This is a genomic window from Ancylobacter amanitiformis, from assembly GCF_030814815.1.
In the GTDB taxonomy this organism is placed as follows: Bacteria; Pseudomonadota; Alphaproteobacteria; order Rhizobiales; family Xanthobacteraceae; genus Ancylobacter; species Ancylobacter amanitiformis.
This window is the reverse complement of the sequence record NZ_JAUSVR010000024.1, coordinates 16,535-30,990: the sequence shown is the minus strand read 5'-3', so window position 1 is coordinate 30,990 and position 14,456 is coordinate 16,535. Positions and strand designations below refer to the sequence as shown.

Sequence of the window (14,456 nt, the reverse complement as noted above, 5' to 3'; positions counted from 1 at the left end):
ACAGCGTGCCGCCATGACGATAGAAACCACCGAGAACCGCCCCTTCGAGGCCGATGTTTCCCGCCTGCTGCACATGATGGTGCATTCGGTCTATTCCGACCGCGACGTGTTCCTGCGCGAACTCGTATCCAACGCCGCCGATGCCTGCGAGAAGCTGCGCTACGAGGCGATCGCCAGCCCGGATCTGCTGGGCGACGATCCCACTCTCGCCATCACCATCGCCGCCGACCCGGAAGCCAACACGCTCGCCATTGCCGATAACGGCATCGGCATGAGCCGGGATGAGATGATCGAGGCGCTCGGCACCATCGCCCGCTCCGGCACGCGCGGCTTCATGGATCGCGTCGCGGAGGCGGAGGGCCAGGACGGTGCCAGGCAGGGCGCGCAGCTCATCGGCCAGTTCGGCGTGGGTTTCTATTCCGCCTTCATGGTGGCTTTGAGGGTCGAGGTCGTCAGCCGCCGCGCCGGCGCCTCGGAGGCCTGGGCCTGGACCTCGGATGGCAAGGGCGCCTATTCCGTCGCCCCCGTCGCGCTGGAAGACGCGCCCGTTCGCGGCACGCGGGTGCTGCTGCACCTCACCGACGACGCCAAGTCCTATGCCGAGCGCTGGACGCTGGAGCGCATCGTCAAGGAGCAGTCCGGCCATGTGCCGGTGCCGATCACGCTGATCGAGAAGCCCGGCGCGGAAGCCGCCTCCCTTTCCGATGGCGCCGCGCTGTGGACCAAGCCGAAATCCGACATCACCGCGCAGGATTACACCGACTTCTACCGCAGCGTCGCCGGCCAGTATGACGAGCCGGCGCTCACCGTGCATTTCCGCGCCGAGGGCCGGTTCGAGTATACCGCGCTCGCCTTCATCCCCGGCGCACGCCCGTTCGACCTGTTCGACGCCGACCGCAAGGGCCGCATCAAGCTTTACGTGAAGCGCGTCTTCATCACCGACGATGCCGAGCTGCTGCCGCGCTATCTGCGCTTCGTGCGTGGCGTCGTCGACAGCGCCGACCTGCCGCTCAACGTCTCGCGCGAGATGATCCAGGACAGCCCGCTGCTCGGCGCGATCAAGAAGGGGGTGACCAACCGCGTGATCTCCGAACTCGCCAAGCTCGCCGACACCGATGGCGAGGCGTTCGGCAAGGTGTGGGAGAATTTCGGCGCGGTCATCAAGGAAGGCCTCTACGAGGATTTCGAGCGCCGCGAGCAGCTTCTCGGCCTCGCGCGGTTCAAGACGACCGCCTCGGGCGAGGGCACGCGCAGCCTCAAGGATTATGTGGCGGCGCTGCGGGAGAACCAGACGGCGATTTATTACATAGCCGGCGACGATGCCGCCCGCATCACCAGATCACCGCATCTGGAGGGCTTCCGCGCCCGTGGCATCGAGGTGCTGCTGCTGGCCGATCCGGTCGACGCCTTCTGGGTGGCGAGCGGGCTCGATCATGAGGGCAAGCCGTTCAAGTCGGTGACGCAGGGCGCCGCCGATCTCGGCCTCATCCCGCCGCTGGACAGCGATGCGCCGCTCCCGGCCGAGGCCAGCGCGGAAGTGACGGCCCTCATCGCGGCGATCAAGGAGACGCTCGCGGAAGACGTGGCGGATGTGCGCGCCTCCGACCGTCTCACCGACAGCGCGGTGTGCCTGATCGCCGCCGAGAGCGGGCCGGACCGCCAGTTCGAGCGCATGCTCGCCGCCGCCGGTCGCATCGGCAGCGCCGCCAAGCCGATCCTGGAAGTGAATCCCCGCCACGCCATGATCGCGAGCCTCGCGGCCAATACGGACGAGGCGGTCAAGGTGGATGTCGCGCACCTGCTGCTCGACACCGCCCGGGTGCTCGATGGCGAGAAGCCGACCGACGCCAGGGCCTTCGCCGAGAGGCTTAGCCGGCTGATCGCCCGCGGCCTCACGGCTTCCTGAAGCCGGGCCCGATCCGCCTGGAGCGGGCGGATCGGGCCTTCCGGCCGGCGGGGCCGAGGCTCCGCTGGCGATCGGCGCACCATGGCGCCCGAGTGGCACTCGAGTGGCACCCGCCCGATGGGCGGCGGCGGGGGAGGTCAGATTTTTCCGTCGAGGCCCATCTGGTAATATTTGTGGACGATCTTGTCCTGGTTCTCCAGCAGCCAGTCGATCGAGGGCTCGCAGGTCATCGCCTTGCGGATGGCCTCGGTCGTTCCCCGGCGATGCAGGTCGAACAGGATCTTATGGTCGAGATTGGCGTCGGTCACGACGGAAGGGGCGAGCCAGACCGAGCAGATGATGCCGAGATCGTTGGCCTGTTCCTTCGGGATATAGCCCGCGCGCACCGCGTCGAGCACGCCATTGGCGATGGCGAACTGCACCGTGCCCATCAGGATGCTGGTGTAGCGGTTATCCTCGACCGTCACCTTGGAGACGCACAGCGTGACGGGCCGCACCATGATGTCGGTGTTGAGCAGCGCGAACACCTTGGTGTGGCCGGCGACCTGCGAGCCGGTCAGCGTCGCCAGCGCCGTGCCGACCGGCCCGTCGAGCGCGCCGATCACCACCTCGGGCTCGGCGGCCGTGCCGGGCGGGCCGCCGGCGACAAGCGCCTCGCCCGCGCGCAGAATGATGCGGTCGGTCATGTCGATCTTCCTCGTTCCTGAATAAGCCGGGCGCGCTCAGGACGCGCCGCGACGCTGGAAAAGCTGGAGATAATTACCCGCTGGATCGATCAGCGTCACCGTGCGGCCGTGACTTCCCATGTCGCGCGCGGCAAGGATGCGGATGCCGGCCGCACTCAGTTCGGCCTGCCGCGCGTCGAGATCGGGCACCTCGAACACCGCGACCGCGCCGGCCGCGCCGTCGGGAAACTCCGCCGCCGAGCCGACGGCGAAATTCACCCCGCCCGCATCATATTGCACCCAGCGCTCTCCGTCGGCGAATTTTGGGGTCAGACCCAGCACCTGTTCGTAGAAATGGCGGCTCGCCGCCATGTCGCTGGCGCCCACATAGACATTATGCAGTTTTTTCACGGTCATTGTCGTGTTTCCTCGCGGGGGCACCGGCGGCGGAGCCTTGCTCCCTCTGCCGTGCGCGCGCGTCCGACCCCTGTGGTCCGGTCGCGATTGCCGTCAACTCGCCGCGGCGAACGTGCCCGCGCGATAGAGCAGCGCGGCGCGTTGCGGCGAGACGGTGGTGGCGGTGACGGCGCCGAGAAACACCGTGTGCGTGCCGGCGTCGATCGCCTGGATCACCTGGCAGTCGAAGGCGGCGACGGCGTCCGCCAGCACCGGCGCGCCAGTGGCCAGCGCGCGCCATTCGCCATGCTCGAAACGCTCGGCGCCGCGCGCCCCGTCCCGGCCGGCGAAGCGCTCGGCGAGGCATTGATGCTCGGCGGCGATGACATTGACGCAGAAGGCCCCGCTCTCGCGGATCGCCGCGTGCCCCTCCGCGCTGCGATTGACGCAGACGAGCAGTGTCGGCGGGTCGGCCGATACCGAGCACACCGCGGTGGCGGTCAGCCCGCGGCGCCCGTCCTCGCGTCCGGCGGTGATGATGGTGACGCCGGCGGCCAGTTCGCGCATCGCCGCGCGGAAATCGGCCGCGCCGGCCGCGTCCGGCGCCCGGGTGGAGGAGGCAGGTGGTGTGGGGTCGGGTGAGGGCATCATGCGTCATATCCCAGATAGGCACTGCGCACGCGCGGGTGGGTGATGAGGTCGGGTCCGTTGCCGGTGAGCGTGATCTCGCCCGATTCCAGCACGAAGGCGCGGTCGGCGATTTCCAGCGCGCTATAGGCATTCTGCTCGACCAGCAGCACCGTCACGCCTTCGCCATTCACCCGCCGCACCGCGTCGATGACGAGGTCGACGATCTGCGGCGCCAGCCCCATGGTCGGCTCGTCGAGAAGGAGCACCTTGGGCGCGGTCATCAGGGCGCGCCCCATCGCCACCATCTGCTGCTCACCGCCCGAGAGCGTGCCGGCCAGTTGCCGGTAGCGCTCGCGCAGGCGCGGGAACAGTTCCAGCACATGCTCAAGGTCGTGCCTGCGCGCGGCATGGTCGCGTCTTGCATAGGCGCCGATCTCAAGGTTTTCCGCCACGCTCATGCGGCCGAACAGCCGTCGTCCTTCCGGGACCTGCGAGAGCCCGTGGCGCACCCGCTCGTGCGGGGGCAGGGCGGTGATGTCGTCCTCCCCGAGCTTGATAGTGCCCGCCCTGACGTCGCGCAGGCCGCACAGCGCGTTTAGGATCGTCGTCTTGCCCGCGCCATTGGCGCCGATGATGGTGGCGATCTCGCCGGCTTCCACTGTGAAGCTGACATCGCGCACCGCGGCAATCTCGCCATAGGCGACGGTGAGGTTGGAGACGTCCAGCGCCTTGCTCATGCGATTCCCGCCTCCATCTGGCGCTGCGGCTCGGGGGACGCGGCGGCGGCGACCTGCCCGCTGCGGCGGCCGAGATAGGCCTCGATCACCCGCTCGTCGGCCTGGATCTCGCCCGGCGTGCCCTCGGTGAGGATGGCGCCGCGATTGAACACGGTGATCCGCTCCGCTACCGCCATCACCACGCGCATGTGGTGCTCGATCAGCACGACGGTGACACCCAGATCCGCGCGTATCCGCTCGATCAATTCCACCAGCGCGCGGCCCTCGGCCGGGTTCATGCCGGCGGCCGGCTCGTCGAGCATGAGGATGCGCGGCCCGGCCACCAGCGCGCGGGCGATTTCCAGCCGGCGCTGGTCGCCATAGGGCATGTGGCGGGCGAGGTCTCCGGCCCGCTGCGGGATGCCGACAAAGGCGAGATATTCCATCGCCCGCGCGCGCGCCTCCGCCTCCTCGCGGCGGAAGCGCCCGCTGCCCAGGATGGCTTCCCAGAAGGTGGCGTGCAGCCGGCGGTGCTGGCCGACCAGCACGTTCTCCAGCGCCGTCATGTTGGGGAACAGCCGCACGTTCTGGTAGGTGCGCGCCACGCCGTGCCGGGCCACCACATGGGCGGGCAGCCCGTCAATGCGCTCGCCGCCGAGGAAGATCCTGCCGGCGGTGGGCGGCACGAAGGCGGTGATGCAGTTGAAGGCGGTGGTCTTGCCGGCGCCGTTCGGCCCGATAATGGCGTGAACGCTGCCCTCGGCGATGCTGAGATCGACATTCTGGATGGCGATCATGCCGCCGAACGCCTTCTTCAGGCCGCGCACGTCCAGCAATGGCGCACGCGAGGGAATGGGCAGCGGTCTGTCGAGGAGCAAGCCGTCGGGGAGCCGATTTGGGGGGAGGACGTCAGGCACGGGCGTTCTCCTTGGTCTGGGTCGTGGCGGGCCAAAGCCCTTCGGCCCGAACATGCATCATCGCCACCAGCGCGATGCCGTAGAACAGGTAGCGGAACTCGCCGAACTCGCGCAGCAGTTCGGGCAGGCCGATCAGCACGATGGCGCCCACCAGCACGCCGGGGAGCGAGCCGAGACCGCCGATGACCAGGATCGCCAGCACGTTGATCGAGACCAGAAGCTGGAAGGAATGGGGGTAGACCGAGCCCACCAGCGCCGCGAACACCGCGCCCGCCGCCCCGGCGAAGGCCGCGCCGATCGTGTAGGCGAGCAGCTTCGAGGCCACGGGATCGATGCCCAGCGCCTGCGCCACGTCCTCGTCCTCGCGCATGGCGAGCCAGGCCCGGCCGATGCGCGCATGCTGCAGCCGCCAGGAGATGAAGGCGACCACGCCGGCCAGCGCCAGAGCGAGGTAGTAGAGCGCGGCCGGCGATTGCAGCGAGATGCCGAAGATGCGCGGATGGTCGATCTCGATAATGCCCTGCGATCCCCCGAGATAGGGCGCCAGCGCATCCGACAGCACCAGCACGCGGATGATTTCGCCAAGACCCAGCGTCGCCATGGCGAGGTAGTCGCCGCGCACCCGCAGCACCGGCAGGCCGAACAGCATCCCCGCACCCGCCGCCAGCACGACAGCGACCGGCAGCGCCACCCAGAACGACACGTCGGCGACCGCCAGCGGTCCGGACGAGCACATGAGAGCGACCGTGTAGGCGCCGACCGCGAAGAAGGCGACGAAACCGAGATCGACCAGCCCGGCAAGGCCAAGCTCGATGTTCAGCCCCATCCCCATCAGCATGTAGAGCGCCACCAGCATGGCGACCTGGGCCACGAAGTCATTGGTGACCAGCGGCAGGACAAGAACACCCACCAGCAGCAGCACGAGCCCGGCTTTCGAGGAGCGCGCCCGGCGCGCGGGGTCGATCCGGGCGTTCCAGCGATCGCGCAGCAGGCAGAACAGCCCCCCCGCCACCAGCAGCACCAGAGCCGCGCCGCGGTTGAGCCCGCCCGGGCCGAACACCTCCCAGTCCGGTCCGTTCAGGTCCGGCAGGTTTTCCAGCACGCTGACGAACACATCGCGGAACAGGCCGGCGATGAGAACGGCGGCAAAGCCATAGGTCAATGCCCGGCGGTAGCGACTCGGCATGGCCGCGAACAGCCCGCCGATCACCCCGAGAAGGGCACCGAGCGCGGGCAGTTGCACCAATGCCTGCAGCGAGCCGATCGGCGCGCCAAGGCTCAGCGCCTTGATCAGCATCGGGCTGGCCGCCACCAGCGTGGCGCGCAGGCTGATCGAACCCATGAGCAGGAGCAGCGCCGAGACGCACAGCCCCGCCATGAGCCCCGCCACCGCGCCGTGAACGACGACGCGGGTGCCCGAGGGGCGGCCCTGCCGGTCGCGGCCGGCGACATAGCCGGCGGCGATGGCCATCAGCGCGAAGGCGATCTGCGACAGGGTCAACGTGTCTTCGACCACATGGCGCTTGTCCATCGCCACATAGGCGCCGATCAGCGCGAAGCCGATCGCCGCAAAGCCGGCGAGGGCGCCGACCTGAAGGGTCTCGGCCAGCGGCGCCCTGCGCCGCCGCGTGACCTTGAAGGAGCTGGTAACGGCGTTGAAGGACATGGCGTCAGGCCCGCTTCGAGGCGAGTCGCTCGCCGAGCAACCCCTGTGGACGGAAGATCAGGATCATCACCAGCATGCCGTAGCCGATCACGTCCTTGAGCTGATAGGGCGCGGGCAGGCCGAAGCCTTCCAGCACCAGCGCCGGGCCGAGCGCCTCGGCGAGCCCCAGCACCAGCCCGCCGAGCAGCGCGCCGCCCAGATTGCCGATGCCGCCGAGAATGGCCGCGGCGAAGCCCTTGACGCCGAGAGCGAACCCCATGAAGACGGTGATCTGCTTGAACACCAGCGCGTAGAGCACGCCGGCGACCCCGGCCATGGCGCCGCCAATGGCGAAGGTGGCGACGATGACGGCGCCGACATTGATGCCGACCAGCGCCGCCGCATCGCGATCCTCCGCCACCGCCCGCATCGCCTTGCCCAGCGGGCTCAGCTTCACCAGCGCCAGCAGGCCGGCCAGCACGATGAGCGCGGCGATGAAGGCGACGATCTGCGGGATCGGCACGATGAGACCGAACAGGCTGACGGTGCCCTCCATCCAGCCGAAGCCCGGATAGGCGCGGTTACGCGTGCCGAACAGGCCGCGCGCGGCATATTGCAGGACGAAGGACATGCCGATGGCGCAGATGAGCGGCGCCAGCGAACGCACATGCAGGAAAGGCCGGTAGGCGATACGCTCGATGATGAGCGACATCGCCGCGCCCCCCGCCATGCCGGCGGCGAGCACCAGCGGCAGCGCCAGCAGCGGCAGGGCGTTGACCAGCCCCGCATCGTTCAGCGCTCCCGCCGCGAACAGCCCGGCGAAGGACCCGATCATCATCACGTCGCCATGGGCGAAGTTGATCATGCGCAGGATGCCGTAGACCATGGTGTAGCCCAGCGCGATCAGCGCGTAGATGCTGCCAATGGTGAGGCCGAACATCGTGAAGGACACGAAATCGGCGGCGGAGTAGGTGCCGGCGGTGAGACCGCCGGCAAGACCCACCAGGACGAGAGCCGCGACACTGATCCGAATGGCGAGAAGCACGTGGTCGACCCAGGTCGACCGGCGCAGCCATTCGGAGAATGCCCCCGGCTCCGTCGCGGAGCGCGGGACCTCGCTCACGGAAAGATCCGCTTCGGGTTGGTGCCGGGCGCGAAGGAGGACTGGTCGTCGCTGGTGAACTCCCAGATCGCATAGGTCGCGGCGCCGCAATCGCCGTGGGTGTCGCAGGTCAGCGCGCCGGTGAGGCCGGGCAGGGCCTTGGTCGCCATCATCGCGTCGTGCAGCGCCTGGCGGCCGATATAGAGGTTGCCCTCGGCATCCGTCTTGCCGACTTCCTTGATGGCCGCCATCGTCAGCAGCGCGGCGTCATAGCCATAGGCGCTGAACCCGCCGATCGGCGCCTCGCCATATTCCGCGGTGAAGTTCTTCACGAAGATCGGGAAACGCTCGGAGAACAGGTCGGTCGAGGGGCCGACAATGTGGAAGCCGACGATCTTCGGGCCGACCGCTTCGATCACGTTCGCGCTGAACACGCCTTCGCCGCCGATCACCTTGGTGCCGGCGAGCCCGGCCACTTCGTCCTTCTGGCGCATCAGGAAGCCGACAGTGGAGGTGAAGACCGGGGTGAAGATGAGCTCCGGCTTCTTGGTGGCGATGCGCGTCAGCACCGGGCGCAGGTCCGTGTCGGTCGGGGAGACGGCCTCGCTGGCGACGATGGTGCCGCCCTTGGCGACGAAGTTCTTCTCGAAGGCCCGCACCAGCTGCTCGGTATAGGGGCTGCCGTCATGGATGGTGGCGGCGGTCTTCACGCCCAGCTTGTCATAGGCGTAGCTGGCGGTGAAGGCCGCGCTCTTGAGGTCGTTCGGCACCACGCGCAGGAAGCCCTTGAAGCCGTCCGGCCGGTCGGCGGCGGTCAGCGCCGGCGCGGTGGCGCCGATGGCGACGCTGGGAATGCCAAGCTTCCACAGGATGGGAGCGCCGACGCGCGCGCCCGAGGAGCAGCTCGGGCCGAGCACGGCGACGATCTGCTTGTTGCCGGCGAGCTTGGTGGCGGCGGTCTGGCCGCCCTCGGCGGTGCACTGCGCGTCCTCGCCCAGCAGCTTCACAGGGAAGCCCAGCACCTTGCCGCCGGCATCCTTGATGGCGATCTCGGCGCCGCGCAGTTCGTCGATGCCCTGGTTGGTATCGCCGCCCGACTGGGAGGAATAGCCGCCGATCTGGATCGGCTGACCCTTGGTGATCTTCACCACGCCAAGCGCGTCGGTGACGGGGCCGAGCGTTTCCGCCCGGCTGCCGGATGCGGCGAGAAGCACCGCGGCGAGGGTCGCCGCGGAGAAGAATACCTTGTTCATCGTCGTCCATCCTCTGGTTGGCGCGCGGCCTTTTGCCGGCCGCGTCGTTCGAAAGATCGGTTGGGGCTACACCTCTCCGAAGCGGTTCCGGAGTATTTCGCGCATCACTCGGCCGCGACCGGGACAGGCTTTCCGATCGCCGACAGGGGTCCCACCTCGCGCTCGACGAGGGGCAGCACCTCGGCGCCGAAGCGCTCCAGCGCGCGCCGCGCGCGGGCCACCGGCATGTCGCCGAACTGGAAGAAACAGTTGTAGTGCTGCGGGTTGAGCCGGCGGATTTCCGAAACCAGCCGCTCCGCCACATGATGCGGGTCGCCGATCAGCAGGTTGTCGCGGAAGGTCTCCAGCGGCGGCTCGTCGGGAATGGGGGCCGCTTCCACGAAGGAGCCGTTCAGCGTCAGCACGTTGCTGCGCAGACCATGCACCATGCGCCCGACATAGCGGGCGCGCTCGGCCGCCTCCAGCGCTTCGCTCGCGCTGTCGGTGACGTGGATATATTGCTGCAGCGCCACCGGCATGGTCGGGCCGTCCAGCCCGCCCTGCACCCAGGAGGCGCGTACCTGCTCGGCAATGCCGAACAGTGCCTCGGAGCCGCGCCAGCCGGCCGTGATGAAGGGCACGCCGCCCCATTTCGACAGCGCCTTCAGGATCGGCGGATGCGGCGAGGTGCAATAGACCGGCGGCATGGGCTGCTGCACCGGGCGCACGGTGATGGCCGTCTCCGGCACGGTGATGTGCCGGCCCTCGAAGGATACGCGCCCTTCGGTCAGCACCTGTTCGACCACCGACCAGTATTCGAGGAAGATCTCGGTCTTCTTCGCGACCTCGGCGCCATAGCGCTCGAATTCATAGGCCTGGTAGCCGGTGCCCACGCCCAGCACCGCGCGCCCGCCGCTGATCTGGTCGAGCAGCCCGATTTCCTGCGCCACCCGCAACGGATGATAGAGCGGCAGCACCACCACGCCGGCGCCGAGCCGGATGCGGCTGGTGTGGCCGGCCATGTGCGCAGCCACCATCAGGGGCGACACGCTGACGGAGTAATTGGTGAAATGATGCTCGGCGAACCAGGCGATCTCGAAGCCGATATCCTCGGCGAGCGTCACCATGCTGCGCGTATCATCGATGACGCCCGCGACCCCGCCGGGATTGTCGCGCAGGCCCATCAGGTTGAATATGCCGAAGTGCATGTTCGTACTCTTGTTCTCAAATAAAGGACGAAAGATCAGGCGATGAAGTAACCGCCGCTGATCGCGACCGTCTCGCCGACCATGTACCTGTTCTTTTCCGAGATCAGGAAGATCACCACATCGGCGACATCTTCCGGCTCCGCGGCGCGGCCCAGCGCGGTCTGCGCCGCCAGTTCCGGCAGGAAGCCGGCGGCGCGCGCCTTCTCGGTGGCGATGCCGGCCGGCGCCACGCCGTTGATGAGGATGTTGTCGGGCGCCACCGCGAGGGCCATGCTCTTGGTCAGGCTGACCACCGCCGCCTTCATCGCCGCGTAATGCGCGTTCTTCGGATGCGCCTTGAGGGCGTCGATCGAGGCGATGTTGACGATGCGCCCGCCGCCCTGCGTCTGCATGTGCGCGATCGCCGCCACCGAGACATTGTAGAGCCCGCGTACATTCACCGCGAAGCTGAAGTCCCAGTCGGCGTCGGTGATCTCAAGGATCGGCCGGCGCGGATACACCCCGGCGCAGTTGATCAGGCCATGCACGCGCCCGGCCTTGGCGATCGCGCCGTCCACCAGCGCCTTGGCGCTGTCGCGGGTGGTGATGTCGCCGATCACCGAGAAGGCCTTCCCGCCCTTGGCCGTGATTTCGTCGACCACGACCTGCGCGGATTCGGCGTTGATCTCGAGGATGGCCACCTGCGCGCCGGCATCGGCCAGGCCCAGACAGATGGCACGGCCCAGGCCGCTGCCCCCACCGGTGACGATAATGGTTTGACCCTGCATGGAGGCTCCGATGTCTGGAAAGGTTGCATCGCCACTTGAGGCATGACGACGTTCTTGTGACGGAGTGTTCCCGACCGAGGGCACCGATCACAAACGATGAATTCTCATGGAACGATAAGGAAAGACGCCGCTCGCCCGCGCCGCCAAGCCCGGCTTGGCCAAGCATAAGAACAGCTAATTTGCCGGGCGCCGGAGCTGTTCCTATGCTTTGAGATAACGAGCGCCATGCCTTGAGATGACGGGCATGCGAGCCACATGACAGGCCTGCGACGGATAGCGGAGCAGGCGGCGGAAGGCGCGTGTCTGCATCCGCATCCGTCGCAATGGGGGAACGCCATGACCAAACTCGGCCTCTTCAACCTCATGGGCCTGTATGACCGCAATACCTCGCCCGCCTCGGTGCTGCGGACCACGGTCGACACGGTGAAGATGGCGGAGGATTTCGGCTTCGATGTCGCGTGGTTTGCCGAGCACCACTTCACCAATCACTCGATCTGCCCGTCATCCCTGGTGATGGTTGCCCATTGCGCGGCGGAGACGACGCATATCCGCCTCGGCCCCGCCGTTCTCGCGCTGCCCTTCTACGAGCCGCTGCGGCTGGTGCAGGAGGCCGCCTTCGCCGACCTGCTGACGCGCGGCCGGCTGATCCTCGGGCTGGGCTGCGGCTACCAGCCCTATGAGTTCGACCGCTTCCGCGTCGATCCGAACTATCGCTACCAGAAGATGCTGGAGACCTGGGACATCCTGGAGCAGGGCCTGACCAGCGGCGTGGTCGAGTATGCCGGCCAGTTCCACCGCATCCCGCGCACGGAGCTTTCCATGCGCCCCTTCGGGCTGGCCATGCCGGAGGTCTTCGTGGCCAGCAGCCATCCCGAAATCCTCGCCCGCATGGCGACGCGCGGCCACACGCCATTCATGAGCTTCGGCCATCGCGGGCTGACGGCGGCGCAGGCTTTTCGCGACGTCATCGCCGAGCGCTGGCAGGCGGGCGGGGGCGATGCCGCCCACATGCCGCTGGCGGTGCAGCGCTATGTCTATGTCACGGACAACCCGGACGAAGCCCGCCACGCCGCGCAATGCGTGCGGGACCTCGCCCGCGCCGCCGTGCCGCTCTCCACCGCGCAGCCCAGCAAGGATGGCCCGTTCCTGCGGCTGATGCCGCTCAATGACGAGCCGCCGCTGGACAATTTCCTCGACAACGCGGTGATCGGCTCGGCAAGCTACTGCGCCGACAAGCTGGCCGAGGAACTCGACAGCCTCCGGCCGACGCATCTGTCCTGCTTCATGGGTTTCGCCGGCATCGGCCGCCGCGAGACCCTGGCGTCGCTGGAGCGCTTTGGCTGCGATGTGATCCCTCAGCTCGACGGCCTCGTCGAACTGAGGGACATGGGCCTGCAGGATGCCGCATGAGATGACGAAGCCCCCGGACGAGAACCTCCTGAGCGACGCGGCGGCCCTGGTCTCCGATGCCGTCGCGCCGCGTGTTGCCCCGTCCGATCCGCGCCCCCTCCGCCGGGCGGCCCGGCTGCCGCCGCTCAATCTCTTCCGGGTATTCGACGCCGCCGCGCGCAATGGCAATTTCACCACCGCCGCCGAGGAACTCTGCGTCACCCAATCGGCGGTGAGCCAGCAGATCCGCCAGCTGGAGGAACTGCTGGAAGTGCGCCTGTTCCGGCGCATGCCGCGGCGGGTGGAACTGACGCGCGAGGGCACCGCCCTCGCCAGCGCGGTGGGCGAATCCATGGCGCTGCTGGTGCGCGCCTGCGAGCGCATCGCCGATCCCAAGGCGCCCGTGGTGCTGTGCGTCAACGCGCCGCCCGCCATCGCCTCGCGCTGGCTGGTGTCGCGGCTCAAGCGCTTCATGCAGTTGCACCCGCAATTCAAGGTCACGCTGCTCGCCTCCAACGATCCCGTCGATTTCGACCGTCAGGACATCGACGTCGCCATACGCTGGGGCCATGGCGACTGGCCCAATGCGCGCATCGAGCTTCTGGCGCCGGACCGGCTGTTCCCGGTGTGCAGCCCGGCGCTGCTGCGCGAGGGGCCCCCGCTGCTGGTGCCGGGCGACATCATCCGCCACACGCTGCTGCAGGTGGTGAATGGCAGTTTCTGGGGCGCGTGGTTCGGCGCGGCCGGGGCGGGGGGCATGTCCTTCGACGAGACGCTCTATTTCAACGATGCCGGGCTGATGCTCGATGCCGCCGTGCAGGGCCAGGGCGTGGCGCTGGCCAGCCGGCTGCTGGCGGAGAGCGACCTCAAGGCCGGGCGACTGGTGCGGCCGTTCGATCTGGAGATCGAAACCGGCGCCGGCTTCCATGTGCTGACCAGCCCGGATTTCTCGGAGAAGCCGGCCGTGGCCGAATTCCGCCGCTGGATCGGCTTCGAGGGACGCGAAAGCGCCTGACGCAGGCTCGCCTCCCGCACGCATCTCACCCCTTATCCCCTCCGTTCAGCCCTCATCAGGAGCATGGTCATGTTGCGTCTCGGTTTCGTCGGTACGGGCACGCTCGTCAGCGCAGTCATCGACGGCCTTCAGGCGACCCATGGGGATCGTTGCCGCATCCTGCTGTCGCCGCGCTCGCAGGAGACCTCGCAGGCGCTCGCCGCGCGCTATGCCAATGTCGAGCGGGCGGAAAGCAGCGCGGCGGTGGTGGAGGGCAGCGACGTGGTGTTCCTCGGCATGCGCCCCAACCAGTTGGACGAGGCCACAGCGGGACTTCCCTTCCGCCCCGACCAGACGGTCGTCAGCTTTCTCGCCGGCGTGTCGCATGCGCGCGTGAGCGAGAAGGTGCAGCCGGCGGGCCATGTGGTGCGGGTCAACCCGCTGCCGCCGATTCGCCTGCGCAAGGGGCCGGTGGTGATTTATCCCGCCAACCCGATCGTCGAAGATCTGTTCGGCGGGCTCGGCGACCTCATCGTCGCGGGCAAGGAGAGCGACCTCGCGGCGATCGCCAATGGCAGCGCGATGATGTCGTCGCACTACGCGCTGCAGAACGCCATCATCGACTGGCTGGTGTCGCGCGAGATGGCGCCCGACACCGCGACGCATTATGTGCGCTCCATGTTCAGCGGGCTCGCCGCCGTCGGGCTCGATGCCTTCGCCAAGGGCGAGCCGGTCGATCCCGCCCATCACGAGACCAAGGGCGGGCTGAACGAGCGTGGGCGACGCTATCTCGGCGATATCGGCTGGTTCGACGAGATCGGCCGGGCGCTCGACGTGATCGAGGGCCACGTTCTCACCGCCCGCCCGAAAAGCTGAGGGCACCGCCCCT

14 protein-coding genes are annotated in these 14,456 nt (G+C 68.2%); 4 read left to right on the top strand and 10 right to left on the bottom strand.

Features of this window, described 5'->3' with window-relative positions:
* Positions 1 to 13 precede the first annotated feature (13 nt).
* On the top strand, positions 14 to 1,906 hold the full coding sequence (htpG, locus tag QOZ99_RS20565; protein ID WP_306891867.1) for a molecular chaperone HtpG: 1,893 nt from the start codon (positions 14 to 16) through the stop codon (positions 1,904 to 1,906).
* Positions 1,907 to 2,043: 137 nt separating this feature from the next.
* On the opposite strand, the gene QOZ99_RS20560 is transcribed toward htpG, so the two are convergent.
* The 10 genes from QOZ99_RS20560 to QOZ99_RS20515 all read right to left on the bottom strand — a co-directional run bounded on the left by QOZ99_RS20560 (position 2,044) and on the right by QOZ99_RS20515 (position 11,184).
* On the bottom strand, positions 2,044 to 2,592 hold the full coding sequence (locus QOZ99_RS20560; RefSeq protein WP_306891866.1) for a formaldehyde-activating enzyme: 549 nt from the start codon (positions 2,590 to 2,592) through the stop codon (positions 2,044 to 2,046).
* Between the two features lie 36 nt (positions 2,593 to 2,628).
* Positions 2,629 to 2,988, bottom strand: coding sequence for a VOC family protein (locus QOZ99_RS20555; RefSeq protein ID WP_306891865.1), 360 nt, complete (start codon positions 2,986 to 2,988; stop codon positions 2,629 to 2,631).
* Positions 2,989 to 3,081: 93 nt separating this feature from the next.
* Complete coding sequence (locus QOZ99_RS20550) at positions 3,082 to 3,618, bottom strand: flavin reductase family protein (protein WP_306891864.1); 537 nt, start codon at positions 3,616 to 3,618, stop codon at positions 3,082 to 3,084.
* Positions 3,615 to 4,334 carry an ABC transporter ATP-binding protein gene (locus QOZ99_RS20545; RefSeq protein ID WP_306891863.1) on the bottom strand — a complete coding sequence of 240 codons (720 nt, stop codon included), beginning with the start codon at positions 4,332 to 4,334 and terminating at the stop codon, positions 3,615 to 3,617. The genes QOZ99_RS20550 and QOZ99_RS20545 overlap by 4 nt, the downstream gene beginning before the upstream one ends.
* Positions 4,331 to 5,191 (bottom strand): ABC transporter ATP-binding protein, encoded by an 861-nt coding sequence (locus tag QOZ99_RS20540; protein WP_306891862.1) that lies wholly within the window; start codon positions 5,189 to 5,191, stop codon positions 4,331 to 4,333. Before QOZ99_RS20540 ends, QOZ99_RS20545 begins: the two co-directional genes overlap by 4 nt.
* 31 nt (positions 5,192 to 5,222) lie before the next feature.
* Positions 5,223 to 6,896, bottom strand: coding sequence for a branched-chain amino acid ABC transporter permease (locus tag QOZ99_RS20535; RefSeq protein WP_306891861.1), 1,674 nt, complete (start codon positions 6,894 to 6,896; stop codon positions 5,223 to 5,225).
* A gap of 4 nt (positions 6,897 to 6,900) precedes the next feature.
* Positions 6,901 to 7,998 carry a branched-chain amino acid ABC transporter permease gene (locus tag QOZ99_RS20530; RefSeq protein WP_306891860.1) on the bottom strand — a complete coding sequence of 366 codons (1,098 nt, stop codon included), beginning with the start codon at positions 7,996 to 7,998 and terminating at the stop codon, positions 6,901 to 6,903.
* Positions 7,995 to 9,230: a branched-chain amino acid ABC transporter substrate-binding protein gene (locus QOZ99_RS20525; RefSeq protein ID WP_306891859.1), complete on the bottom strand. Its 1,236-nt coding sequence runs from the start codon at positions 9,228 to 9,230 to the stop codon at positions 7,995 to 7,997. The genes QOZ99_RS20530 and QOZ99_RS20525 overlap by 4 nt, the downstream gene beginning before the upstream one ends.
* A 104-nt stretch (positions 9,231 to 9,334) precedes the next feature.
* Positions 9,335 to 10,417 (bottom strand): LLM class flavin-dependent oxidoreductase, encoded by a 1,083-nt coding sequence (locus QOZ99_RS20520; RefSeq protein ID WP_306891858.1) that lies wholly within the window; start codon positions 10,415 to 10,417, stop codon positions 9,335 to 9,337.
* A gap of 35 nt (positions 10,418 to 10,452) precedes the next feature.
* On the bottom strand, positions 10,453 to 11,184 hold the full coding sequence (locus QOZ99_RS20515) for an SDR family NAD(P)-dependent oxidoreductase (RefSeq protein WP_306891857.1): 732 nt from the start codon (positions 11,182 to 11,184) through the stop codon (positions 10,453 to 10,455).
* Positions 11,185 to 11,520: 336 nt separating this feature from the next.
* Here QOZ99_RS20515 and QOZ99_RS20510 point away from each other — a divergent pair, with 336 nt between their 5' ends.
* From QOZ99_RS20510 to QOZ99_RS20500, 3 genes are all read left to right on the top strand, one after another.
* Positions 11,521 to 12,594 (top strand): LLM class flavin-dependent oxidoreductase, encoded by a 1,074-nt coding sequence (locus tag QOZ99_RS20510; protein ID WP_306891856.1) that lies wholly within the window; start codon positions 11,521 to 11,523, stop codon positions 12,592 to 12,594.
* Position 12,595: 1 nt separating this feature from the next.
* Positions 12,596 to 13,588, top strand: a complete 993-nt coding sequence (gene gcvA, locus QOZ99_RS20505; RefSeq protein WP_306891854.1) for a transcriptional regulator GcvA — start codon at positions 12,596 to 12,598, stop codon at positions 13,586 to 13,588.
* A gap of 69 nt (positions 13,589 to 13,657) precedes the next feature.
* Positions 13,658 to 14,443 (top strand): NAD(P)-binding domain-containing protein, encoded by a 786-nt coding sequence (locus QOZ99_RS20500; protein ID WP_306891853.1) that lies wholly within the window; start codon positions 13,658 to 13,660, stop codon positions 14,441 to 14,443.
* Positions 14,444 to 14,456: the final 13 nt, after the last annotated feature.